Source organism: Cupriavidus sp. 05T41 (assembly GCF_056396525.1).
This window is the reverse complement of the sequence record NZ_JBFTLQ010000032.1, coordinates 41,138-65,252: the sequence shown is the minus strand read 5'-3', so window position 1 is coordinate 65,252 and position 24,115 is coordinate 41,138. Positions and strand designations below refer to the sequence as shown.

General features: G+C 64.0%; 18 protein-coding genes. 6 read left to right on the top strand and 12 right to left on the bottom strand.

Features of this window, described 5'->3' with window-relative positions:
- Nucleotides 1-245: 245 nt before the first annotated feature.
- From AC1DKV_RS19980 to AC1DKV_RS19945, 8 genes are all read right to left on the bottom strand, one after another.
- A complete protein-coding gene (locus AC1DKV_RS19980) occupies nucleotides 246-1,505 on the bottom strand; it encodes an MFS transporter (protein ID WP_441621051.1) in 1,260 nt (419 codons plus the stop codon).
- Between the two features lie 66 nt (nucleotides 1,506-1,571).
- Entirely contained in the window at nucleotides 1,572-2,330 is a 759-nt protein-coding gene (locus AC1DKV_RS19975) for a maleate cis-trans isomerase family protein (RefSeq protein WP_441621049.1), read from the bottom strand.
- 18 nt (nucleotides 2,331-2,348) lie between these two features.
- Entirely contained in the window at nucleotides 2,349-2,798 is a 450-nt protein-coding gene (locus AC1DKV_RS19970) for an acyl-CoA thioesterase (protein WP_441621047.1), read from the bottom strand.
- Nucleotides 2,795-3,955: an FAD-dependent monooxygenase gene (locus AC1DKV_RS19965; protein WP_441621045.1), complete on the bottom strand. Its 1,161-nt coding sequence runs from the start codon at nucleotides 3,953-3,955 to the stop codon at nucleotides 2,795-2,797. The genes AC1DKV_RS19970 and AC1DKV_RS19965 overlap by 4 nt, the downstream gene beginning before the upstream one ends.
- Nucleotides 3,952-4,827 (bottom strand): VOC family protein, encoded by an 876-nt coding sequence (locus AC1DKV_RS19960; protein ID WP_441621043.1) that lies wholly within the window; start codon nucleotides 4,825-4,827, stop codon nucleotides 3,952-3,954. Before AC1DKV_RS19960 ends, AC1DKV_RS19965 begins: the two co-directional genes overlap by 4 nt.
- Before the next feature lie 14 nt (nucleotides 4,828-4,841).
- Nucleotides 4,842-6,548: an AMP-binding protein gene (locus AC1DKV_RS19955; RefSeq protein WP_441621041.1), complete on the bottom strand. Its 1,707-nt coding sequence runs from the start codon at nucleotides 6,546-6,548 to the stop codon at nucleotides 4,842-4,844.
- A gap of 42 nt (nucleotides 6,549-6,590) precedes the next feature.
- On the bottom strand, nucleotides 6,591-7,778 hold the full coding sequence (locus AC1DKV_RS19950) for an alpha/beta hydrolase (protein ID WP_441621091.1): 1,188 nt from the start codon (nucleotides 7,776-7,778) through the stop codon (nucleotides 6,591-6,593).
- A gap of 228 nt (nucleotides 7,779-8,006) precedes the next feature.
- The gene (locus AC1DKV_RS19945; protein ID WP_441621039.1) at nucleotides 8,007-9,065 is read right to left on the bottom strand and encodes a porin; all 1,059 of its coding nucleotides are present in this window, start codon (nucleotides 9,063-9,065) and stop codon (nucleotides 8,007-8,009) included.
- Nucleotides 9,066-9,328: 263 nt separating this feature from the next.
- Between AC1DKV_RS19945 and AC1DKV_RS19940 the strand changes: the two genes are divergently transcribed.
- Nucleotides 9,329-10,156 (top strand): hypothetical protein, encoded by an 828-nt coding sequence (locus tag AC1DKV_RS19940; protein WP_441643482.1) that lies wholly within the window; start codon nucleotides 9,329-9,331, stop codon nucleotides 10,154-10,156.
- Nucleotides 10,157-10,364: 208 nt separating this feature from the next.
- On the opposite strand, the gene AC1DKV_RS19935 is transcribed toward AC1DKV_RS19940, so the two are convergent.
- Nucleotides 10,365-11,339 carry a GlxA family transcriptional regulator gene (locus AC1DKV_RS19935; protein WP_441621035.1) on the bottom strand — a complete coding sequence of 325 codons (975 nt, stop codon included), beginning with the start codon at nucleotides 11,337-11,339 and terminating at the stop codon, nucleotides 10,365-10,367.
- Between the two features lie 185 nt (nucleotides 11,340-11,524).
- Between AC1DKV_RS19935 and AC1DKV_RS19930 the strand changes: the two genes are divergently transcribed.
- A complete protein-coding gene (locus tag AC1DKV_RS19930; protein WP_441621033.1) occupies nucleotides 11,525-12,715 on the top strand; it encodes an MFS transporter in 1,191 nt (396 codons plus the stop codon).
- Between the two features lie 117 nt (nucleotides 12,716-12,832).
- Here AC1DKV_RS19930 and AC1DKV_RS19925 read toward each other — a convergent pair whose 3' ends face one another.
- On the bottom strand, nucleotides 12,833-14,158 hold the full coding sequence (locus AC1DKV_RS19925) for an MFS transporter (RefSeq protein WP_441621031.1): 1,326 nt from the start codon (nucleotides 14,156-14,158) through the stop codon (nucleotides 12,833-12,835).
- Nucleotides 14,159-14,232: 74 nt separating this feature from the next.
- Nucleotides 14,233-15,384, bottom strand: a complete 1,152-nt coding sequence (locus AC1DKV_RS19920) for a lactonase family protein (protein WP_441621089.1) — start codon at nucleotides 15,382-15,384, stop codon at nucleotides 14,233-14,235.
- A gap of 155 nt (nucleotides 15,385-15,539) precedes the next feature.
- Between AC1DKV_RS19920 and acnA the strand changes: the two genes are divergently transcribed.
- From acnA to AC1DKV_RS19905, 3 genes are read left to right on the top strand one after another with little or no spacing between them, the layout of a single operon-like run.
- Nucleotides 15,540-18,176, top strand: coding sequence for an aconitate hydratase AcnA (gene acnA, locus AC1DKV_RS19915; protein ID WP_441621030.1), 2,637 nt, complete (start codon nucleotides 15,540-15,542; stop codon nucleotides 18,174-18,176).
- Between the two features lie 28 nt (nucleotides 18,177-18,204).
- Nucleotides 18,205-19,101 (top strand): GntR family transcriptional regulator, encoded by an 897-nt coding sequence (locus tag AC1DKV_RS19910; protein ID WP_441621028.1) that lies wholly within the window; start codon nucleotides 18,205-18,207, stop codon nucleotides 19,099-19,101.
- An 18-nt stretch (nucleotides 19,102-19,119) separates the two neighbouring features.
- Nucleotides 19,120-19,857, top strand: coding sequence for an ABC transporter substrate-binding protein (locus AC1DKV_RS19905; protein WP_441621026.1), 738 nt, complete (start codon nucleotides 19,120-19,122; stop codon nucleotides 19,855-19,857).
- Between the two features lie 142 nt (nucleotides 19,858-19,999).
- Here AC1DKV_RS19905 and bglX read toward each other — a convergent pair whose 3' ends face one another.
- The gene (gene bglX / locus AC1DKV_RS19900; RefSeq protein WP_441643485.1) at nucleotides 20,000-22,288 is read right to left on the bottom strand and encodes a beta-glucosidase BglX; all 2,289 of its coding nucleotides are present in this window, start codon (nucleotides 22,286-22,288) and stop codon (nucleotides 20,000-20,002) included.
- A 273-nt stretch (nucleotides 22,289-22,561) separates the two neighbouring features.
- Here bglX and AC1DKV_RS19895 point away from each other — a divergent pair, with 273 nt between their 5' ends.
- A complete protein-coding gene (locus AC1DKV_RS19895) occupies nucleotides 22,562-24,085 on the top strand; it encodes a glucan biosynthesis protein G (RefSeq protein ID WP_441621085.1) in 1,524 nt (507 codons plus the stop codon).
- Nucleotides 24,086-24,115: the final 30 nt, after the last annotated feature.

Genomic DNA, 24,115 nt, shown 5'->3' with positions numbered 1-24,115 from the left:
CAATTTGATCGCGTGCTGCAGGATCGTCACGCGGCTGAGCATCGGCTCGGTACCGATCGGCGACTCCGTCTTGGGCGGACGCCCGCGACGGCGAGGTGCCGGACTGGATGGTTGCGGTGCGGCAGCCTTGACTGCTGGCGATTTACGTGCGGCAGGCATGATCGAGGGACGAAGCGGACCGCTTCGGAATTGGTAGTATGCCAATTCTATCCGCGTTCGCCCGTCCTGCCAGCTATTGCCCCGCCCTAGGCCGATGCGGCAGCCGCCACGGCTCCATGTCGGCTGCCCATCCTGTAGCGCCCCAGAGACAGCACCAGCGCGGCAGCCACCAGCAATATGCAGGGCAGTATCAGCAACGGCAGATCGTAGTTCCCGCGTGCGTCGAACCACGCGCCCAGGCCGATCGGGCCGATCACGGCGCCAAGCCCGTAGCCAGAGAACGCAATCCCGAACAGCGAGCCGAACGATGTCAGGCCAAAGTACGAGCGGACAAGATAGGAGATCAGATCGCCTTCCGCGCCGATCGTCAGCCCGATCAGCATCGTGGCAATCAGCAGTGTGTTGTAGTCGTTCGAGCCGCGCAGCAGGAATACGCCGATGGCACCGCCCACGAAGAACACACTGGCCACCAGCGGCGCGTGAATGCGATCGATCAACAGGCCAGTCAGCAGGCGCCCCGCCAGCAGGCCGATGCCGACCGTCGACCCACTGCGCGCCGCCATTGCCGCATCGAACCCCCGATCCGCGAACAACGATGGCAGATGCGGCCCGAGGGACAGCGTTGCCGCCGAACTCAAGATGAATACGCACCAGATTGCCCACAGCCGATAGCTGCGTAGCGCCGCCGCCAGTGGCACACCCTCCGGCGCGGGCGTTGCCACCCGCCCCACCTTGTGCCCGGCCCGGAGCCGCTCGCGCAGCAATCCGCACGCCAGCAGCGACAACACGATCGAGCCAGCCGCAAGGCCTACATAAGCCATACGCCAGCCAACTGTCGTCACCAGATACTGCGCGATGATCGGCAGGATGACCGTGCCCACGCCGAGCCCGCACATGGCGATGCCCAAGGCCAGGCCTAGTCGCCGGTCGAACCATTGTGGCAACACGGCCAGGTAGCCCAGCACCGAGGTAGCGGCGCCCGAGACGCCCACCACAATGGACAATGCTACCCAGATCAGCATGCTGCCGTTCTGGAGCGCCATCGCCGCCGTTGCCAGACCGAACACGATTGCCGAACATGCGATCACGCGACGGATGCCAAAGCGGTCCATCAGCGCGCCAACAATCGGACTGACGATCGCCAGCCCAAACATCGAAGCCGCGTAGGAAAGCGATGCCTGAGACCGCCCCCAGCCGAACTCCGCGGCAAGTGGCCTGACGAAGACACCGGCAGTGGCATTGAACAGCGGTGCATAGCCAGCCATCATGCCGAGCGCGGCGCCAAGAATCACGCCCACGTAGATCCAGACAGACACGCGAGGCGGCGCGTTGGGGACGGGTTGCATGGAGTAGTCTCCTTGTTGGCGGTGCCGCCTTATACGGACGGCTACCTCTTTGTCGGAATGTTGCGATCAGCGCAGGCCGGTCTGGCTGCCCAGGTAGGCGCCCGCGCCCGGCGCCGTAGCCGCGATGCCCAGCTTGCGCATCATCTGCCGCGCCGTACAGATGGCAGTGGATGTCACGGGAATGCCCAGTGCCTGTTGCGCGGGCTCGATGGCCGCCAGCGACGGCATTTGCACGCAGGCCGACAGCACCACGGTATCCACGCCCTTCACGTCCAGCCGCTTGACGTCTTCCAGCAACTGCAGCGGATCACGCTCGCCGACTTCCAGGTTGTCGAGGATCGAAAAATTGATCACATCCCTGACCTCGATGCCTTCGTGCTCGATGTATTCGACTACCGTCCTGGTCAGCGCATCGCTGTAAGGCGCCATCAGCGCGATGCGGCGCGCGCCAAAATCCTTCAGTTCATCGACCAGCGCACCGGCCGATGTCATGATCTGCGGGCGATACGGCGCATCGGCAATCGCCCCGCCCAGTTCCTCGATCACCTGCCGGTGATAGCCCATGCCCATGCACATGGTGGCCACCAGGCACGCCGTGCTCATGACATCGACGCGCGCATCGGCCAACTCCAGTGCGCAGCGACCCATGTCGCGGTTCATCCTCTCCAACTCCTCGGCCACCACGCGGTGCATGCGCACCCGGCTGGCGTGGAAGCTGAACCGCTCCGGCAGCGCCTGCATGCGGGCGGCGAAGATGGCGGGCACCTCGCGCTCCATCGTGATGTTGGAGCTCGGCACAATTTGTCCGATTCGAAACTTCATCATTGGCAATTCCAGGAACGTTCAGGGGGCGGGAGAATAAAAGCGGTTCAGATCCGCGCGCAGGGAATCGGGGATCGGCGTGCCTTCGCGCCGGTCCAGGCGCACGCAGATCGGCGAGAACATGGCATCGAACACCGCTGCGCCATCGGGGCGGCGCGCCACGCAGCGGATATCAAAGGATCTCGTGCGAATGGCTTCCACGGTGCAGGCGATGTCGATCTCGTCATCGGGCCAGAGCGTGCCGATGAACTCGAAACGGATTGCCTTGCATGGCGTGCCCACGCCGTGGACCTCGCCCAGCCTGCCGTCACCGCCGGCCATGTACGCGGTGTAGAGCCCTACCGCGCCCAGCAGGTAATCCGTGAACCGGCCCGTGTAGACCACACCAGCCGGATCGCAGTCGCCCCACCGCACCTTGCGCCTGACGACGAATGGGCTCTCGCTCAGCACGTACTCCGTGGCGTTGATCATGGCTGTCCCACGATGGTGCTGCCTGTCACACCGCCGGCGGCGAGTTCCGCCATCAGGACCGGAAACTGGGCGCGCAGCCGCTCAGCATCCACGCGGCCCGTGCGGGTCATGAAGCGGAACACGAACTCGTGCGGCGTCGGCAGATCCATCCATTCACGGATGCGCTCGTACCAGTTGTACGACGCCTCGGACGCGCTGATCAGCTTGGCCTTCTCCGGCTTGCGCACGGCCTCATACTGCTGCAAAGCGGCGGGGACGTCATCGGAATGGGCCATGATCGCATCGGCCAGCGCCATCGCATCTTCCATGGCGATGCGCGTACCCGACCCGATTGAAAAGTGCGCGCTCGTCAGCGCATCGCCGATCAGCACCTGCTTGCCGACATGCCAGTTCGCATTGAGGATGACAGGGAACTGGCGCCAGACCGAATTGTTCGACACCAAGCCGTAGCCGGCCAGTTCCGGCGCGAACACCTTCTCGAACAGTGCCTGCCGGGCTTGCGCGCTCATCGCCTCCATGCCGAAGTCCAGCCAGGTCTGGTGGTCGCACTCGGCCACGAACGTGCTCATCGAATCCGAGTATGGGTAGTAGTGCGCGACGAAGTAGCCGGCCTCGAACTTGCGGAACACCAGTGCGGGGCTCGGGAACGGCTTCTCGACGCCGTACCAGGCGAAGTGGTTCGTCAGGGTGCGACGCGTGGTGCCGAAGCCGGCTTCATTGGCCGCGCGCAGTTGCGAGTTGATGCCGTCGGCACCAACGACCAGGTCGGCATCGATGGCGTCGAAATCGGCAATACGCTTGTTGTACGTTACGCGCACGCCAAGCTCATGCGCACGCTGCTGCAGGACGGACAGCAGGCTGATCCGGGGAATGGCGCCACCGCCGGCGCCCGGTTTCTTCATGACGATCGGGTGCTCGCGGCACACGATCGAATGCTGATCATTGAACCGCATGATCCTGGCTAGCCGATCCACGACAATCGGCGACGCCGAGCGCAGGTTCGACAACCCCGTATCGGCCAGCACCACGCCAAAGCCGAACGTGGCGTCTTCGGGGTTCTGCTCGTACACGTCGATGTCAACATTCGACACTCTCTCCTTGAGCAGAATTGCGAGGAACAGGCCGGACGGGCCGCCGCCGATGATGGTCACTTTCATTGCGCGCCTCGCGGAGCAATCACCAGCGCATCCATGTCGAACTGGCGAATCTGGCCCGCCAGCCCGCCGGTCAGCGCGCCGTACCAGACCGCGGGCTTGAAGCCCAGCTCCTTGCGGCGGAACTGCAGCGTCGGATTGCCGTCGATGCGCACATAGCCGTTGCCCAGCGCCGTGGCCAGGTATCCATCGGTCTTGCGCGCCACGTCGATCAGCGGCGCAAACTCGGGCACGTCGAGTACATAGATCGATGCCTTGTCCTTGTCCGCCACCGCCTCGATGCGCTCCGCCTTGCGCTGCCACACCGGATCGATCGATGCGAACGCCGCGCCTTTGTCGCGTGCGCATTCCAGTTCGATGGCCGAATCCATGGTCAGCGCGGCATCGTGCATGTCGGCATCGCTGAACGCACGCACCTGCCAGGTGATCTCGATCGGATAGCCGTTCGGGTCGTTGAAGTAGATGGACTCGATGACCTCGTGGCGGATCTGGTAGCGCAGCGCAATGCCCACGGCTTCCACACGCTGGCGCCATTGCAGCAGTTCGGCCTCATCGCGGACCCGCCATGCCGTGTGCGTGGCACGATCCTGATAGTGCTCGCGAACCGTCAGCCAGTCCGGGCGTTCGGTGCCGATGTAATAGAAGAAGGCGATGGTGCTGCCGTTGCCGCTATCGAAGAAGAAATGCAGGAAATCGGCATGATTGTCCGGGCCCCAGCCCTTGGCCGAGATGGCGTGGACCAGCGGCAGGCCAAGCAGGTCGCGGTAGAAATGCACCGTCTCGGCCAGTTTCCAGGTAGGCCTGGCGGTGTGATGGACGCCGTGCAGCGCGACAGCGGGCACGTTGGCTTGGGCGGCTTGCGTGGATTGGGTCATGTCACTTTCCTTCGTCACTTGGCTTGCTGAACAATGCTTGTTGCGGCCTCGGCCTGCAGGACTTGCACGATGTGGTCGCGCAGCAGCACCTTGCTGAGCTTGCCCGAGGCGGTGAGTGGAAACTCCGGGATGATTTCCAGGCGCTCCGGCCACTTGAACTTGGCCAGCCCGGCGTCCTGCAGGTATCCGGTCAGCGCCGGCAGCGTCAAGCCAGCCGCGGCGGCGGCGGGCTTGAGCTGCACAAAGGCACAGACGCGCTCGCCGTAGACCTTGTCGGGCATGCCTACCACGGCGCAAGCCAGGATCGCGGGATGCTGGTTGATGACGTTCTCGAGCTCTTCAGCGTTGATCTTCTCGCCGCCACGATCCACCACATCCTTGATGCGGCCACGGAAGAAGTAATAGCGCTTGCCGTCGACCACGCTTGACGACATCAGGTCGCCCGAGCGGTAGAAGCCGTCGGCGGTAAAGCGCGCGACGTCTTCCTGTTCGGACTTGTAGTAGCCACCGATCGTATAGGGGCCGCGAAACAGCGCTTCGCCTGGCTCGCCGTCGGCGACGACGTCTTCGGTGCCCGGGTGCACGATCCGCACCTCGTCGGCGGCGGACACCGGGTGGCCGATCGACTGGTCGCGGATCTCCTGCGGATCATCCGGCCGCGTGAACATGATCACGCCTTCGGTCATGCCGAAGATATGGTGCGTAGGCGAGCCCGTCAGACGCGTCAGATTGGCGGCGTTCTTGGGCGCGATGAAGTTGCGCCGCGCCTTGTCGGCGGCCGTGCCGCGCAGCAGTGCCGGCGCGATGCGGTTCAGGATCGGCCCGGCCACGCCAAACCAGGTCGGTTCGTAGTCGCGGACCAGCGCCTGCAGTGTGTCATCCGAGATATCGGGCGCCACCGTCACCTTCGCGCCGCTCAGCAGGAACGGGCCGAAGAAGCAACCCATATTGAGGTTGTGCATGTACGGCGTTGGGAAGAACAGCACGTCTTCGCGGGTGTAGCCGTTGCACGTTGCCACCGCGCGCATGTTGTACAGGTACTCGTTCTGGAAGCGCGGGATGATCTTGGGCACGCCGGTGGTGCCGCCTGACAACTGGAACACGGCGGCCTGGAACGGCTCGTGCTTCACATCGGCCAGTACTTCCCGGGCGCGCGCCAGCGGCATGTCGCGGATCAGGTCGGCCAGCAACACAGCGCGGCCACGGCGTACCCCCCGGGCCTGCAGGATGATCTTGAGGCTCGGCACCTCGGCCTGCATTTCCTCGGCAAAGGCCACATCATCGAACTTGGGATCATCGCCCTGCACAAAGTGCAGCCGCGCTTCGCACAGCTTGCCCAGATAGCCGATTTCGAGCTTGCGGAACGCCTGCAGCGAGCACAACGGAATAATGCCGGCCTTCAGGCAGCCGAAGAAGGCCAGCAGCAATTCGTTGCTGTTGCCGCACTGGAAGATGGCGCGGTCAAGCGGCCTGAGTCCGAGTGCCAGCAACGCGGCACCGAGCCGATCGGTCTGCTCGTCGAGCGCCTGATATGTGAATTCCCCCTCGGGGCCGACCAGGGCCAGGCGATCCTTATTGTCGCGAAATGACTGGCGGAAGGCGCCAACCAGCGTTTCGCCGGTCAGATAGCCTTCCGCCACGTACTGGCGCAGGCGGCTTTCGTCGGGGTAGCGCACGCCGTCGAGCAGCACTGACGGGCGCAAATGGGTGGGTTGCAGCATATCTGTCTACCTCTGTATTTGTCTTTGTTCCTGCAATCTGGCTCAAACCATCGTTTCGCGGAGCCACTCGACGATGAGTCGGCCTGCAATACGCTGCCCCGCTTCCTCCTCACGGCTGAGGGCCATGCCGTGGTGGTTGCCGCGCACGCGGACGTGGCGCTTGTGCGGCGCCGGGATCTGGTCGTAGATCGCGCGGATGTCGGCGGGAAAGGTGCACTGGTCGCCCGTGTATTCGAGCAACAGTGTCGGCTGATGCAGCGCACCGAGCGTCCTGTCCAGTGCGGCATTCGACGACAGGCCGGACCATGTGGAAAGCCACGATTCCGGCGTCACGGTGCGGCCGAAGCCCACGCTGCCCCAGTTCGATATAAACGGGTCCTTGCCCCATAGCGATCCGGTCTTGCGGTCCGACGGGTCCAGCGCGATGTCCCACGACCGCAGGTCGGCATCGGTACGCCAGACCTGGAAGATCGGGGCATGGGCGGCCAGGCGGCGATCGGCCTCCGTGGCGCTGCCTGCCTTGATCTTCTTTCGTGCTTCGTGCTTGGCGCGCAGCATCGCCTTTGCGCGCTCGTCGATGCGTGCCACGCGGGCGGTTTGCGCAGCCTGGTAGCGTTCGATGAACGCGGGCGCATAACTGCCCTTCCCCGTTTCCACATCGAAGCCATTGGCTTTCGCGAACGGATCGAGCGTGGGGTCTGTCTGCATCGGATCGCTCTCGTCGATGACGGACGGATCGATGCTGCTCATCAGCAGCTTGCCCTGGCCCGGATGGGGCGACACCAGGATGAAGGCATCGACCTCCGGCATGTGCAGTTCGCCCAGATTCGTCGGTCGTCCGCCCGGCGTGCGGGCGATGCGCGTCTCACGCGGGGTCAGCGCCTGCTGGTTGTAGAACGTGTAGAGCCCGGCGCCGCCAGAGTTGCCGAGCATCACGAGTTTCTCGTAGCCCAGTTCGCGCAGGTGCGTCATGCCGGCGGCCACATCGAACAGCGCGACCTCGTGTTCCAGGCGCAAGTCGTTGCCTATCGAACGCGGCCCCTGCACCCAGCAGGCGCAGCCCGCATCGAGAACGAACGGCACGAGGTAATGCGTGATGGCCATCTCGCGCGGATGCATCAGCGAGACGACGGTCTTCTCCTTGCCGGTCACGCTGAACAGGAAGCCAAGCGTGCGTTGGCCGTCGGCCGTGCCTAGCGCGTAGGGCACCATCTGATATGAGCGGTTCATCAGGCGGGCGTCCCACGATGCGCCTCGCATCCCTGCCGTCACCTGCGGCTTGTCTTGTTCAGTCACGCTGTCTCCTTGGTAAATGCTACCGTCTCAATAATCTAGTATCTATTTGATATGCTGTCAAATAATTTTGGAATGGCTGCCCGGACTCATGAAAAAAGAGCGTGCCACGGATGCGGCACGCCTCAAGGCGCGACCTGGCCGGCGCGCCAGTTGACGCAAGGCTCAGAAGTTGTGCCGCAAACCGATCACGGCGCCAAACTGGTTGGCACCCGCGATCACCGAGCCGTCATACCCGTTTGCGCCCAGTGCGGAACCGCCCTTGTTCAGCGTATATGACGTCGACAGATAGGCATCGGTGCGCTTCGAGAAACGATAGTCCGCCGACAGAACGATCGACATCGGGTCCTTCGCCGATGTGCGGTCGTTGGTCTTGTAGACCGCGCCGGTCAAGGCGAATGCCTGGCCGAAGTTGTAGGTCACCCCCGTCCAGAACAGATCGGTACGCGTCATTGACGACAGGATCTGGCTGACCAGACGCCGATAGCCAAAGTACGCTGACACCGGACCGAAGTCGCCTGCGGCCGAGGCTACATAGCGACGCTCAGTTCGCCCCGCGGTGGCAGCGGATGTACCGTTGAGCTGGTCGTAGACGCCGGCCAGGCGGAATCTGCCCATGTCGTACGAGAACCCCGCGCTCATCTCGCGGCCAACCCTGCTGTTGCCCGGCACTTCCGAACCGTTCGCAATCGTGGAGTCCACGCCGAAGCTGTACAGCGCCGACGCCGTCAGCGCGCCGAACTTGCCGGTGTACTTCACCGCGTTATCGGTACGGCCTGCCAGCCACGTATCGTGCGAGTACGACGAATACTTGGGCGCGAAGAACATCGGATCGAAGCCGATGACCAGGTCGAATGTCAGGTTGTGATGCCGCCCCATCGTGACCTGCCCGTACGGTGTATCGAGCCCGACATACGCCCGGCGCCCGAACAGCCGCCCGCCCTGTGCCGCCGCCCCGGAATCGAGCACCATCCCGCCTTCCAGCAGGAAGATCCCCTTCAGACCGCCACCAAGGTCCTCGACACCACGCATCCCCCAGCGGCTACCGGCAATGTTGCCCGACGTCATGCGCACGAGGCTCGAACTCTGTTTTGCAGCATTCGGCACGTGGTTCAGATATTCGATGCCCGCATCCGCCACGCCGTACAGCGTGACAGACGATTGGGCGTGCGCGGTCGCACCGGTCGCTAGCAGCGCACCGGCGATGGCCAGGCTCCGTTTCATTTCTCCTCCGTAATTGATCTTGGATCGTGGCCGAGCGTTGGCCCACGATGTGCCGCCCAACGCTATCCGTCACTCAGCGGTTCCGAATCCACCGACGACTGAAATTGATATGCACACAATTAAAGTTACGGGATTTTTGATACCCAGTCAAATAATGGTATTCCCTAGACGCACGGTGGCATGAACTCTCGCCCTATGTCCGCAGGCCACCGTACTTCGACAACCTGTCGCGAGACGCAGCGCCCCTTCAGGATATCAAGGGCATGCGGCCCCTGGTCATCCTTGGTGATTCGGTGACTACCGACCATATCTCGCCGTCTGGCGCGATCAGCATCGGCACACCGGCTGCCGACTTCCTCCTTGCAAAGGGCATCGAGAAGCGCGACTTCAATAACTACACGACACGCCGTGGGAACCACGACCTCGCGGTGCGTGCGACGTTTGCCAATATCCGCTTGCGCAACCACATCGTGCCGGGCGTGGAAGGCGGCGTCACGAGGCTGATGCCGGACGGCACGCAGATGCGCGTCTACGAGGCGGCCACCGAATACCTGAAGCGAGATGTCCCGCTCGCGATCATTGCCGGCAAGAACTATGGTTGCGGCTCATCGCGTGACTGGGCGGCCAAGGGCGTTGCATTGCTCGGCGTGAAGGCGGTGATCGCCGAAAGCTTCGAGCGGATTCACCGCACCAACCTGGTCGGCATGGGCGTGCTCCCCTTGCAGTTCGAGGCAGGCACCACGGCGGAATCGCTCGCGCTCGACGGGAGCGAGACGATCGATATCCTCGCGCTGGCGGACCGCCTCGATATCTCCGGCCGCATAGAGGCGATCATCCATCGCAGCAATGGGACGACGATCAACGTGCCATTGACGATCCGGCTCGATACCGGCGAGGAAGTTGAATACTGGCGTCACGGCGGCATCCTTCCTCTCGTCTGGCGCGAGTATGTCTCCGGAAAATCCGAGGACCATGTATCCCACTCGGCAAAGCGTGTCCAGCCTGAAGTGGGTGGGCCGCAACACGAGCTGCCCGATGCCATGCCGGGTAGCGAAGTTCCCAGCGCGACCCAGGGTGCGACGTTAGGCTGATGGACAGGGAGGTTTGCCTCCCTGCTCTTTCCAGCTCATGCATTGCAAGTGTCGATTGACCGCTAGCCGGCGTAGGAACGCGTGCCGATCCCGGCATGCGCCCGCGCCACTGCAAGCACGACCTCCCGCCTGCGGCACGATGACGGTGGTCCTCTCCGCTGTGCCAGCGTCTTTTGCCGGCCTGGCAGCGATTCGCACGTCGTTGCGCTCAGTACGCATCTCCCTGGTCGGCGTGCAGAACCGATCCACGAATGTCCCTGCTCAAGCGACGGACAGCCTGGGGCGGCTGCCCGATGGTGCGCACGAATGCGCGCCTCATGCGCTCCCGGTCGGATAGACCCACTTCGTGCGCGATCACGTCCAGCGAAAGACGCCCCTTTTCCAGCAAAAGCCTCGCGGCTTCCACGCGCAGATGCTCGACGGCCTTGGCGGGCGATTGACCGGTCTCCGCGCTGAATGCCCGGCTGAACTGGCGCGGGCTTAGCCCGGCGACATCGGCAAGTTCGTCGACCGTCAATGCGTTACGCAAATTGGCGTTCGCGTAGTCGATGGCCTTCTGGATCCTGTCGGACTTCGGGTCGAGGTCAAGCAATGTCGAAAACTGCGACTGGCCGCCCGCGCGCCGGTGATAGATGACAAGCTTGCGCGCTACCGTGCGCGAGACGTCCTGGCCATGGTCCTTTTCAATCATGGCGAGCGCCATGTCGATCGTCGCCGTCATGCCCGCGGACGTCCAGATCGGTCCGTCCACGATGAAAATCTGGTCCTCCTCGACAGCGATCTTCGGAAAGCGGCACTGCAGATCGTGTGCGAACCGCCAATGGGTGGTCGCGCGCCGGCCATCCAGGACGCCCGCTTGCGCCAGGATGAAGGCGCCTGTGCACGGCGCCGCGATCCGCCTCGACGTCTTCAGCGAGCGCCTGACGAATGCAGTCAATGCCGCGGAAACGATGTCAATCTCGACGCCAGAGCCGAACATGACTGTGTCGAATGCGGCATCGCCGAAGGGCTGCGACTCGACGCGGATGCCTGCCGACGACGACACCAGTCCTCCCCCCTCCGACAGAACTGTCACGTCGTACGCCCGCTCTTCGAGTACGACGTTTGCCAGCTCGAACGCGGTGACTGCCGCCAAGCCCATCAGATAGAAGTTCGGGAATACGACAAAGCCGATCGTGTGCATGGGGCACCCTGTTTCACGTCCTGAATTGGACGTATATATGACATTTGAGACGCGGTCAACGACGATTATGATCGACTGGCAGTCAAAAAGCCGGCCGGGCCGGAGGCCGGGACTGCGTACCAACTCCGCGGCGACACGCCGCCTCGCAGGCCGTCCCCCAACCGCGTTTCGCAAAGAACCTTCGTATGGATCGTCGACTACTGATACTGGCGCTTGGCATGTTCGCAATGGGTACCGACAACTTTGTCGTCGCCGGTATCCTTCCAGGTGTGGCGGCCTCGCTGCATACATCCGTCAGCCTGGCTGGCCTCATGGTTACGTTCTACGCGCTGACCTATGCGGTGGCTGCGCCAGTGATGGCAGCCGTGGCGGGCGACTTGCCGCGCAAGCTTCTGCTCGTTTCGGCGCTTGGGATTTTTGTCGTCGGCAACGCGATCAGTGCGCTCGCCACCGACTTGCACTGGGTCCTGGTGAGCCGGGCCCTGGCAGGATTTGGCGCCGCGCTGTTTTCTCCAACTGCATTGGGCGTTGCCTCGGCAATTGCCACACCTGAAAAACGCGGCCGCGCGCTGGCCACGGTAACGGCGGGCCTCACGGGAGCCACGGCGCTCGGTTCGCCAATAGGGACTTTTATCGGCGGATTCGGCAGCTGGAGGACAACCCTCTGGTTCGTCACGGCGCTCGGGATTGTGGCGATGATCGGCGTCTGGACGATGCTGCCCTCCGTTCCCCTGCCCGCGTCCGTCAGGTTGCGAGAGCGGCTTGCGCCCGTGCGCGACATGCGCATCGCGCTTACCTTGCTGACTTCCTTATTCGCGTTCGGCGGGTTCCTGATGGTCTACACGTATGCGGGCGTGGTGCTGGAGGCCGTGACGCACGGCGATGAACGCATTCTCGCGGGGATGTTCCTGTTGTGGGGCGTCGCCGCGACGGTCGGGAACCTGATGTCCGGCCGTCTCGTGGACCGATTCCAGAGCCGCAACATCATCAATGCGATGCTATGGATCGCCATCATCAATTTCTGTGTGCTGCCGTGGACCTCTGCGCATGCGCTTGGCGCTATCGTTGCGCTGATCGTCTGGGGGGTATGCGGGTGGGGGCTTATCGTTCCGCAACAGCACCGTCTCGTGCAACTGTCGCCGCATGTGGCGCCGCTGCTGCTTGCCCTGAACAATACGGCCACTTATATCGGACTTGCCTGCTCGGGCGTGCTTGGCGGTGTAGTGCTCCGATCGATAGGCGCGCGGTACCTGAGTCTCGTCGCGGCCGCGTTGATTGCGGTGGCATTCGTTCTTGCCACGGCCGCGCATCGTTGCATGGCGCGGCCGCGTGCGCAGCATCGTGCTTCAGCTGGTAGCGAGATCGAACCTGCCTGATTCGTCGACGCCGCCTCGCTCTCAAGCACCGCCACAACCAACGCTTATGGCGCGCGGCCGGATGGCGGCTGGCCGTACCCGATCCTTCACGCCATTCGCATACCGCCGGCGGCGGGACTACGGCGTCTGGGCAGACGCCGCGGGAACATCCTCCGTGGAGCGGGCCTCCGCGATCCGGATGAAGAAGGCCATCAGGAAGGCAACCACCAGCAGGCTGGCGAGGAACAGCAGGCCCGTGGCGGCGCTGTGACTTTGGCCCTTGATATAGCCGATGGCGAACGGGCCTGCGAATCCCCCGAGGTTGCCGATCGAGTTGATCACCGCGATCGACACGGCTGCCGTGGAGCGTGTCAGGAACAACGTAGGCAGCGCCCAGAAGGGCGACTTGAACGCGTAGAGGCCGGCCAGGCTCACGCCGATCAGCGCGATGGCCATGTAAGGATCCGTCAGCACCCCTGCCCCGACCAGCGATGCCGCGGCAACCGCCAGCGGCAACGCCGAGTGCAGCCGCCGTTCGTTCCTGCGATCGGAACTGCGCGACCAGAAAATCATGACGATGGTGGCGAACAGGTAGGGCACCATCGCGATGACGCCGATCTGTGTATGCGTCAGGTTCGCCGAGAAGCTCTTGATGATCTGCGGCATCCAGTAGCCGACGCCCAGGCTGCCGCACTGGTAGACAAAGTAGATGAAGGCCAGGTACAGCACCCTGGGGTTGCGCATCACCTTCATCGTGCTCAGGTGAACCGCCTGCGGACGCGCCTGCCTGTCGCGTTCGAGTTCATCGTTGAGCCATTGCTTCTCGGCGTCGGTCAGCCATCTGGCGTCGGCCGGCCGATCGGTCAGGTACAGGTAGCAGAGCACGCCACCGAGGACTGCCGGCGCGCCCTCCAGCAACAGCATCCAGCGCCATCCGCTCCACTGCATCCAGTGCACGTTGTCCATGATCCACGTGCTTAGCGGCGCGCCGATGATGTAGGACACCGGAATCGCCGCCGTGAACAAGGCGACCGTCGTTGCCAGCTCCTTCGCGCGGAACCAGTGCGTCAGGTAGACGATGATGCCGGGAAAGAAGCCCGCTTCGGCAACGCCGAGCAGGAAACGCAGGACGTAGAGTTGTTGCGCGGTCTGCACGAACGCAGTGGCTACCGCCACCGCGCCCCACGTCACCAGGATTCGTGCAATCCATCGCCGCGCTCCGAACTTGTTGAGCATCACATTGCTGGGTACCTCGAAGAGAAAGTATCCGATGAAGAAGATGCCCGACACAAAGCCAAACGCTTCGCTGCTCAGTGCCAGCTCCCTGTTCATCTGCAGCGCGGCATATCCGATGTTCGCGCGGTCCAGATACGAAATGATGTAGAGAACGAAGACGAACGGGATGATCCGCCAGGTAATCTTCCTGACAATGGCCGCGTCGTCCAGGGTGATGGAATTCGGCATGGTGAGTGCGCCGGCGTTCGAACTGCCCGGCGTTGGTGACGTTGCTGGAATGCTGTGCGGCCGGGACATGCCGGTTACGCGGAGAAGATCATGCAGACGGGGCTGCCGGATTGCACACTGAACCCTGTTGGCTTGAGCCGGCCACTGGTCTTGTCGATGTGCATGGCGACGATCGAGTCGCTGTCTTCGTTCAGCACGTACATGTAGCGGCCGCCCGGTGCCGATGCGAAGAAACGCGGCGTGCGGCCTTGCGACGCTACTGCATCGACAAAGCGGAGATGACCCGTGGCCTGGTCGATGTGGAAGATGGCGATGCTGTCGTAGCCGCGGTTGGACGCATAGACGAAGCGGCCCGTCGCATCGACTTCGATCTCCGACGCACGGCTGTTGCCCGTGAACGTATCGGGCAAGGTGGACGCGATTTGCAGCGGCTTCAATGCGCCGGTGTTTCCGTCATAGGCGTATGTGGTGACAGTCGAGTCAAGCTCGTTGACGATATAGCCGAAGCGGCCATTGGGGTGGAATGCGATGTGGCGCGGTCCCGCTGTTTCGCGGGATTCGACAAAACCCGGCGCGGCCGGCGAGAGCTTGCCGTCGGCAAAGCGAAAGGTGAAGGTACGGTCCAGCCCCTTGTCGGGCACCACGACAAACTGGCCGCTCGGGTCGAACGGATTGAAGTGCGGCTTGGCCTGCTTCTGCTCAACGCGATGCGGGCCGACCGGGCCGTCGAGCTTCACCAGTTGCGTCATTTCACCGAGCGAGCCGTCGGCTTGCAGCGGCAGGACGGCGAGGCTTGCGCCGATATGGTTCGACACCACCACGTGCTTGCCTGTCGGATCGATCGCGAGGTGAACCGGATTCTTGCCGTGGGTGCTCTGGCGATTGATGAATTCGAGCTTGCCGGTGGCCTTTTCCACCGCGAAGGCGCTGATGTCGCTGAGGTCGCCATGAACCGCGTAAAGACGCTCGCCATTACCGCTCAGGGCCAGGAACGACGGATTGACGAGATCCTTGACGAGCTGCGTCAGTTGCAGCGCCCCCGTCAGCGAATCGATGCGGAAGACGCTGATGCCCTCCCCTCGCGCGTCGCGCTCACGGGTGGTTCTCGATCCTACGTATGCGTACATGTTGTTTCCTTTGGATGTGGTCTGGCTCCCCGGCGCGGCGGCATCCGCGGCGGCATCCGCGGCGCTGGCATACAGGCCAAGGGCTGAAACAGCCGACATGCCGACCGCCCCGCCAAGCAGGCGGCGGCGCTGGGCATTCAGCGCAGGAACAGCTCGGAGCGGGAGGGATTTCAAGGGCTTGTCTCCTGTAGTCCGCGGGTCATTGGGGTTTCCGCTTGATTGCATTTTTACGTAAACATGTGCAATATTCAGTCATGGAAAACACCTACCTCCCCGTCGAAGGCCAGTTTTGCGCTGGTGGCATCACTTATCGCCACATGGATTTGCCGGCGATGCTGGGCGACTCGCTGGCACGGCTACCCGTGGTCTTGCGCCTGTTGCTGGAGAACGTGGCGCGCAACATGGATGGCGAAGAGCGCGCAGATGCCATTTCCGCCATCGTCGCGTGGCTGGACACAGGCACCAGCGAGGCGGAAATCGCCTTCCAGCCGGGCCGGGTCTTGATGCACGACACCACGAGCACCCCAGCCCTGGTCGACATCGCCGCGATGCGGGACGCCCTTGCCGAAGCCGGTGCGGATCCGAACGCGCTCAATCCGGTGCTGCCGGTGGACTCGTCCGTCGATCATTCGCTGGCCGTCGAGGCGTTCGCCCGACCGGACGCGGCAGGTGTGAACCTGCAGATCGAGAGTCAGCGCAATGCCGAGCGCTACAGCTTCCTGCGCTGGGCATCGAAGGCCCTTCGCGGTGTGCGCATTCACCCGCCGGGCACGGGCATCATGCATACGATCAACCTTGAGCAACTCGCCACGGTGGTCGCCACGCAGCAGCGCGAAGGAAACCTCTGGGCGGTGCCCGACACCCTGATCGGTACGGACAGCCATACCCCGATGATCAACGGCATCGGCGTACTGGGCTGGGGGGTGGGCGGACTCGAAGCCCAGACGGTGATGTTCGGCATGCCTGTCATGCAACGAATTCCCGATGTCATTGGCGTGCGACTCACCAATGCCCTGGCACCCGGCGTCCTGTCCACCGACCTTGCGCTGACGGTCACGCAGCGCCTGCGCGCGATCGGCGTGTCGGGCGAATTCGTCGAGTTCTTCGGTCCCGGTGTCGCCACGCTGACGGCCGGAGACCGGTCCGTGGTGGCCAACATGGCGCCAGAGTACGGGGCCACCACCGGCTTCTTCCCGATCGACGACCAGACGCTGGCCTACCTGCGCGCCACGGGGCGCCCCGCGCAAAGCGTGACGCTGGCCGGCGAGTACGCGCGACGCACCGGACTGTGGTTCGACCCGCACGCCACGCCGCGCTACACGCGCGTGATCGAAGTGGACCTGGCCAGCATCGGCATGCATATTGCCGGCCCCCGGCGGCCGCAGGACCTGCTCTCCTATACCGATACCGCCGCGGCATTGGCGCGGTTTCCGTTCGAAGGCAAGCGGCAGGCCGACATGCCCCGCTACCCGGTGGCCATCGCTGCCATCACGAGTTGCACCAACACCTCAGATCCGGCCTTGCTGATGGCCGCCGGCCTGGTGGCGCGCAAGGCGCGCAAGCTGGGTCTGTCGGTGGCGCCCTGGATCAAGACCTCGCTGGCCCCCGGATCGCCCGCCGCGGCTGCCTACCTGGAACGCAGCGGCCTGACCGACGATCTGTCGGCCGTGGGTTTCGACATCGTCGGCTTCGGCTGCACCACCTGCATTGGAAATTCGGGCCCGCTGACGCCCGGGATCCGCGACGTGCTCGCAAATGGATCGGCGTGGCCGGTGGCCATGCTGTCGGGCAACCGCAATTTCCCGGGCCGCATTCATCCCGACCTGAACCTGGGCTTCATCATGTCGCCACCGCTCGTGGTGGCGTTCGCGCTGGCTGGCGACGCCGAGCGCGACCTGAGCCGGGACCCGGTACAAATCGCAGCCGATGGCACCTCCGTATTCCTCAAGGACCTGTGGCCCACGCGGGAGGAGGTGGCGGCCCTGCTGGCAAACGGTACCGACCCTGCCGACTACGGGCGCGCGTTCGCCATGGCGTCGCGTAATCCGGCATGGGCAGCCTTGCCATCGGCCGATGCGCCGCGCTACCCGTGGGACGCACGATCGACGGCATTGCGGCGCCCTCCGTTTGCCGCGCTCGACCAGGGCTCCCAGCTCGGTGACTACGACGCATGGCCGCTGCTGGTGCTCGGTGACGACATCACCACGGACCATATCTCCCCGGCCAGCGCGATCCCGAAAGACAGCTTCGTGGCCGACTTTCTGGTCAGCCGTGGCGATGACCGGAACGACCTGAACGTCTTCGCATCGCGCCGGGGCAACTGGGAAGTCATGATGCGCGCGGCGTTCTACAACAAGACGCTGGTCAACCTGCTGCGACCGGATGCGCCGACCGCGCATACCGTGCACGTGCCCAGCGGCGACGTCCTGCCGATCTTCGAGGTGGCGCAGCGTTACCGTCAGGATGGCGAGTCGGTGGTGCTGATTGCCGGGGAACGTTACGGCACCGGCTCATCGCGCGACTGGGCCGCCAAGGGCCAGCGCCTTTTGGGAATCCGGGCAGTGATTGCGGTAAGCTTCGAGAGAATCCACCGCTCCAACCTGATCGGCATGGGCATCCTGCCGTTGCGCATGCCTTCGGGCGTCGATCCGCAAGCACTGGCAATCCAGCCTGGGGACAAGGTCCATATCGGCGCGCCTGCGCAAGACCTCTCGCCACGCTGCAAGGTGCCGGTCAGCATTGTGCGCCGGGACGGGATGGTGGATGAATTCGAAGCCACCGCTGCCGTGGAAACCCGGCTTGAAGTCGATCTGCTGCGGCGCGGTGGCGTCATCCCATCGATCTTGCACAAGACGCTGGAACAACAGGGGGGTGCCATTGCCACGGCATGATTGCCCCTCCCCCGGCGGCTCGGACATCATGAATCACGACAGATCCATCGCGACGCAGATCGTCGAACTGATCCAGGCGGAGCGGCTGCCTGCCGGCGCTCACCTTCCGGCACAAATGCTGGCCGACAAGCTGCGCGTCTCGCGCTCTCCCGTCAACGAAGCGCTTGCGCTGCTGCACGAGAAAGGCATTCTCACGCGCGAGAAGAACCGGGGATTCTTTCTCGCACAGCCGGTAAGCACGCCGGCTACGGAGCTTGCTTCGCAACTGGGCCTGGCGGAGCCCGACGTCGTCGGTGCCGCCTATTTCCAGATTGCGGAAGACCTGCTGAAAGGCTCACTGCCCACGGAAGTCTCGGAGCAAGCCATCAGGACGCGCTACGGGCTGACCAGCACGCAGCTCAACACGGTATTCAAACGCATCGCACAGGAGGGCTGGGGAGAACGCAAGCCGGGCTACGGCTGGGAGTTCTCCACGATGCTGACCACGCCTGACTCGCTGCTCCAGTCGTACCGGATGCGGCTGGCGCTCGAACCGGCCGCCTTGCTCGAACCTGGCTATCGACTCGATGCGCGCACCATCGAAAGGCTGCGCACGGCAGAACTCCACCTGCTCAACGGCGGCATCGAGACGGACACGGCTGACCAGCTGCATGAGCGTGGCGTCCGCTTTCACGAATCGCTTGTCGAGGCCTCGGGCAACCCGTTCTTCATTGACGCGATCCGGCGCGTCAATCGCGTGCGCCGGCTCCTGTCCTACCGCTCGATGCGTGATCGAGAACGGTATGAGGAGCATGCAAGGCAGCATTTGCACCTGCTGGAGTTGCTGGAGCGGGAACGCAACGTGGAGGCGTCCCAGGCCATGCGCGAACACCTTGACCACACCCTTGCCGCGCTGGCCCGGATCAGCGAAATTCTCGAACCTTAGTTTCACGACTGGAACAACATGACTGCAGACAAGCAACTGCTCGACGCCTTCGCGCCCACCGGGGTATTGCGTGCTTCGATCAATCTCGGCAATCCGATCCTCGCGCACCGTGCTGGCGACGGGAGTGCCGGCGGGGTATCGGTGGACCTGGCGCATGCGCTCGCAGAGCGCCTTGGCGTGCCGCTGGAGCTTGTCGTCGTCGACGCCGCGGGGAAGTCTGTCGATATCGTGTCGAATCAACAGGCCGACGTGGGCTTCTTTGCCATCGATCCGAAGCGCGGCGCCGCCATTGCGTTCACTGCTCCCTATGTCCTGATCGAGGGCTATTACCTCGTGCGCGATGATTCCGAGGTGCGGACCAATGCCGATGTCGACCGCGCCGGCACGCAAGTGGTGGTGGGCAAAGGCAGTGCGTACGACCTGTACCTGACACGTGAACTGCAGCACGCGCAGATTGTGCGCTCGCCAACATCGCCCACCGTGGTCAAGACCTTCCTTGAACAAAACCTCGACGTGGCCGCCGGCGTCAAGCAACAGCTCGAGGCAGACATTGCCGGGCTGTCCGGGTTGCGTCTCCTGGGCGAGCGATTCATGGTGATCCGCCAGGCCATGGGTGTTCCGAAGGCGCGCGGTGAACGAGCCGCCACCTTCCTGGCGGATTTTATCGAAGAGATGAAAGCTTCGGGAATGGTGGCTTCCGCGTTGCGGCACCACGGAATCCAGGGGGCCACGGTCGCACCGGCATCGCCTTCCTGAGGCAAGCGCCGCGAGCGTCCGCTTCGCCGTGCGGATTCAACCGGTTGAATCCACACGCCAGAGCGGACATCCCTCAAGCCCTGCCCTGCGGGAACCGGCGTCCCGCAGGCCCGAAGGCGATCCGCCAAGGCGGACCAGCATGCTACTGGAGCGCGAAGCGCTGTTCCCGCACCGCTTGCGAGTCGAGCCCGATCTGGACATTGAAATCACCCGGCTCGACGACATACTCGAGTGCCGCGTTGAAGAACTTCAGCTTCTCTTCATCGATGGTGAATTGCACCACGCGCTCCTCACCCGCCTTTAGCGCAAGCTTGCGGAAGTCCTTCAACTCCTTCACCGGCCTGACCACGGAGGCCGCGACATCCTGGACATAAAGCTGGACAACTGCCTCGCCGTCGCGCTGCCCGGTGTTCTTCACGGTCACGCTGGCCTCGATCCGGCCATTGCGTGGCATGGTCCGGCTCGACAGCGTGACGTCGGACATGCTGAATTCCGTATAACTCAGGCCGTAGCCGAACGGGTACAGCGGGCCGGACGGCTCCTCGAAATATTGGGAGGTGTAGTTCCTTGGCTTGCCTTGCACGAACGGGCGCCCGATGCGCGGATGGTTGTAGTAGGTCGGAATCTGCCCGAGCGAGCGCGGGAAGGAAATGGGCAGCTTGCCCGCCGGATTGTAGTCGCCGAACAGCACGTCGGCGATGGCGTGGCCGCCCTCGGTGCCGGCGTACCAGGTTTCGAGCAGCGCGTCGGCATTCGCCTTTTCCCAGTTGAGATCCAGCGGGCGGCCGTTCATCAGCACCACCACCAGCGGCTTGCCGGTCGTCCTGAGCGCCTTGAGCAGGATTTCCTGGCTTCCCGGCAACGACAGGCTCGTGCGGCTCGACGCCTCGTGCGACATGCCGCGCGACTCGCCCACCGCCACCACGATCACATCGGCGCTTCGCGCTGCCGCCACGGCCTCGGCAATCATGTCGCCCGGCGAACGCTTGTCCTGCACGATCTCCGGCTTGTCCCAGTTCATGAAGTTCAGGTACCCGACCACCTCGGCGTCGTCGGTCACGTTCGCGCCGCGGGCATAGACCACGCGGCCCTTGTCGCCAACGGCATCGCGCATGCCTTGCAGCAGCGTGACCGATTGCTGGGACTTGCCTGCCGCCGACCAGCTCCCCATGATGTCGATGGGCGCGTCCGCCAGCGGCCCGACGACCGCAACCGTGGCGGTCTTCTTCAGGGGCAGCGTGCCACCGCGGTTCTCGAGCAGCACCAGCGACTTGCGCCCGGCGGCGCGTGCCGCCGCCCGGTGCAGGCGGCTCTCCGCGTCGACGTCCGGCGGGTCCTGTTGCGCGACACCGATGCGCCGGTAAGGGTCCTGGAACAGGCCCATGTCGTACTTGGCGCCTAGCACCTCGCGCACCGCATCGTCGACGTCGCGCATGGCGACTTCGCCCGATTTCACCAGCCCGGGCAGGTACCCCAGGTAGGCCGAGTCGTGCATGCTCATATCGACGCCGGCCTGGATGGCGAGCCTGGCGGCCTCGCGCCCGTCCTTTGCCACGCCATGCAGCGGCAGTTCGTCGATTGCCCCGTGGTCGCTCACCGTGATGCCCTTGAACCCCCAGTTCTTGCGCAACAGGTCCCGCAGCAGCCACCTGTTGGAGGTGGCCGGCACGCCGTTGATCGAGTTCAGCGCAATCATGACTCCGCCGGCGCCGGCGTCGATGCCGGCCCGGTACGGCGGCAGATAGTCCTGGAACATGCGCAGCGGGCTCATGTCGACCGTGTTGTAGTCGCGCCCGCCTTCCACGGCCCCGTATAGCGCGAAGTGCTTGATGACGGCCATCACGCTGTCGGCGTTGGCCGGCGAGGTTCCCTGCAACCCCTTGACGCTGGCCCGGGCGCACAGCGAGACGAGATAGGGATCTTCGCCGAATCCTTCTGAGGTGCGCCCCCAGCGCGGATCCCGCGAAATATCGAGCATCGGCGCAAAGGTCATGTCGAGGCTGTCCGCGCTGGCTTCGATGGCCGAGATACGGGCGGCCTGCTCGACTACCTCCATATCCCAGCTCGACGCGAGGCCCAGGCTGATCGGGAATATGGTGCGGTGCCCGTGCACCACGTCGTACGCAAAGAAGATGGGAATCTTCAGGCGGCTGTGCTTGACCGCCGCGTCCTGCATCGGCCGGTTGTCCTGGCGCCGTACCGAATTGAAGGTGCCGCCAACCCGTCCCGCCGCGATCTCCTTGAGCAACTGGGGCTGCGGCATGTCGTCGCCGATGCTGATGAGGCGCATCTGGCCAATCTTTTCCTCGAGCGTCATCCGGCTCATGAGATCGGCGATCAATGCGTCCTTGTCGCCGCGGGAATCCGATGCGGGACCGGCAAGCGCCGACGAACAGGCCAGGCTGGCCAGCAGGACCAGCGAAGAAAGCATTCTCATCAATAGTTATCCAAGTGTCCACGGGACCATGCGGCGCGACAGGCAGCCACTCCGCGATTGGGGCCTTCCCCCGGTTCCGGAGGTGTGCAAAGCGAAATACGTTATCTTTCTGCACTGTGCCCGCAGTTTACCGCCCCCACGCCAGCGGCTTTCGCCGCACGTGCCGCGGCAGCATGACTTAAGTTGCATTTTCTGGAGATTTTCGTGGTTCTTGCCGCCATCGCCGTGTCGTTACGTACCAGGAAACAAGCCGCCTTGGGCGCGCTCATGGCCGCCTGGGCGCTGCTGTATGGCGCCCAGGCTTGCGCGTTCTCCCTGGATGACGTGACGCTGCGCGCCAGGACGCTGGCCAACACGCCATATGCCGCGCCGGTCAGCAACCTGCCGCCCGTGTTCAGCCAGATGCAGTTTGCCGACTACATCAAGATCCAGCCCCGAGCCGACGCGATGGAGTGGAAGGACCAGGGCACGCCGTTCCGCCTGGGCTTCTACCACCAGGGCATGCAGTTCAGCAGCCCGGTTCGCATCAACGAGATCGTCGGCAGCGCGGTCCATGAGATCAAGTACAGCCCGGCGCGGTTCGACTTCAGCGACCTGAAGTTCGACGCGTCCGCAACCGGCAACCTTGGCTATGCCGGCTTCCGGGTGCTGTATCCGATCAACCGCCCCGGCAAGCTCGACGAGATCATGAGCGTGCTGGGCGCGAGCTATTTCCGGGTGCTCGGCAAGAACCAGGTGTACGGCCTGTCCAGCCGTGGCCTGGCCATCGACACCGGGATGCCGGTGGCGGAAGAGTTTCCGGCCTTCCGCGAGTTCTGGATCGCACGGCCCGACCCGCAGGACAAGCACCTGGTGTTCTACGCCCTGCTTGACTCGCAACGCGCCACCGGTGCCTACCGCTTTGACCTCATCCCGGGCGAGGACACGATCCTCAAGGTGCAGGCGCGTATCTTCCTGCGCGGAGCCGTTGCCAAGCTCGGCGTGGCGCCATTGACCAGCATGTTCCTGTTCGGGCCGAACCAGCAACGCGATCCGCACAACTTCCGGCCGGCCCTGCACGACTCCAACGGTCTCGCCATCCACGCGGGCAATGGCGAATGGCTGTGGCGGCCGCTGAACAACCCGCGCAACCTCGCCATCAGCACCTTCCAGGTGACCAATCCAAGGGGCTTCGGGCTGCTCCAGCGCGGGCGCGAGTTTTCCGCGTATGAGGACCTGAAGGACCGCTATGACCTGCGCCCGAGCGCCTGGATCGAACCGCAGGGCAATTGGGGCAAGGGCAAGGTCGAACTCGTGGAAATCCCCTCGCCGGACGAAACCAACGACAACATGGTCGCCTTCTGGACGCCGGACCAGTTGCCGCCCAGGGGCCAGCCGTTGCAGGCCGACTACACGATGCACTGGACCATGAACGAGCGCGCCCTGTTCGACAAGGATCTGGCCTGGGTCAAGCAGACACTGCGCTCGGCAGGAGAAATCACGCAGGCCAACCTGATCCGCCATCTCGATGGCAGCACCGGCCTGGTCGTCGATTTCGAAGGCCCCGTCCTCGCAAACCTTCCCTCCGGCACGCAGGTCGCCGCACAAGTCAGCGTTGGCGACAACGCCGAGCTGCTGGCCAATGTCCTGGAGCCAAACCCCGTCATCAAAGGCTGGCGGCTGAATCTGCGCATCAAGGTCAGGGATCCGAAGAAGGCGGTGGAGATGCGCGCCGCGCTGGTGTCTGGCGCCAGGACGCTGAGCGAGACGTGGAGCTACCAGCTGCCGCCATTTTCGGTCGAGGGGCAATAAGATTGCCGCGGCGCATCGGGGTGGCATGAT

Coding starts and splice junctions, on each gene's coding strand:
- AC1DKV_RS19980 (WP_441621051.1), bottom strand. CDS start 1,505: ATGCAACCCGTCCCCAACGCGCCGCCTCGCGTGTCTGTCTGGATCTAC.
- AC1DKV_RS19975 (WP_441621049.1), bottom strand. CDS start 2,330: ATGATGAAGTTTCGAATCGGACAAATTGTGCCGAGCTCCAACATCACG.
- AC1DKV_RS19970 (WP_441621047.1), bottom strand. CDS start 2,798: ATGATCAACGCCACGGAGTACGTGCTGAGCGAGAGCCCATTCGTCGTC.
- AC1DKV_RS19965 (WP_441621045.1), bottom strand. CDS start 3,955: ATGAAAGTGACCATCATCGGCGGCGGCCCGTCCGGCCTGTTCCTCGCA.
- AC1DKV_RS19960 (WP_441621043.1), bottom strand. CDS start 4,827: ATGACCCAATCCACGCAAGCCGCCCAAGCCAACGTGCCCGCTGTCGCG.
- AC1DKV_RS19955 (WP_441621041.1), bottom strand. CDS start 6,548: ATGCTGCAACCCACCCATTTGCGCCCGTCAGTGCTGCTCGACGGCGTG.
- AC1DKV_RS19950 (WP_441621091.1), bottom strand. CDS start 7,778: ATGAACCGCTCATATCAGATGGTGCCCTACGCGCTAGGCACGGCCGAC.
- AC1DKV_RS19945 (WP_441621039.1), bottom strand. CDS start 9,065: ATGAAACGGAGCCTGGCCATCGCCGGTGCGCTGCTAGCGACCGGTGCG.
- AC1DKV_RS19940 (WP_441643482.1), top strand. CDS start 9,329: ATGCGGCCCCTGGTCATCCTTGGTGATTCGGTGACTACCGACCATATC.
- AC1DKV_RS19935 (WP_441621035.1), bottom strand. CDS start 11,339: ATGCACACGATCGGCTTTGTCGTATTCCCGAACTTCTATCTGATGGGC.
- AC1DKV_RS19930 (WP_441621033.1), top strand. CDS start 11,525: ATGGATCGTCGACTACTGATACTGGCGCTTGGCATGTTCGCAATGGGT.
- AC1DKV_RS19925 (WP_441621031.1), bottom strand. CDS start 14,158: ATGCCGAATTCCATCACCCTGGACGACGCGGCCATTGTCAGGAAGATT.
- AC1DKV_RS19920 (WP_441621089.1), bottom strand. CDS start 15,384: ATGTCGGCTGTTTCAGCCCTTGGCCTGTATGCCAGCGCCGCGGATGCC.
- acnA (WP_441621030.1), top strand. CDS start 15,540: ATGGAAAACACCTACCTCCCCGTCGAAGGCCAGTTTTGCGCTGGTGGC.
- AC1DKV_RS19910 (WP_441621028.1), top strand. CDS start 18,205: ATGAATCACGACAGATCCATCGCGACGCAGATCGTCGAACTGATCCAG.
- AC1DKV_RS19905 (WP_441621026.1), top strand. CDS start 19,120: ATGACTGCAGACAAGCAACTGCTCGACGCCTTCGCGCCCACCGGGGTA.
- bglX (WP_441643485.1), bottom strand. CDS start 22,288: ATGCTTTCTTCGCTGGTCCTGCTGGCCAGCCTGGCCTGTTCGTCGGCG.
- AC1DKV_RS19895 (WP_441621085.1), top strand. CDS start 22,562: ATGGCCGCCTGGGCGCTGCTGTATGGCGCCCAGGCTTGCGCGTTCTCC.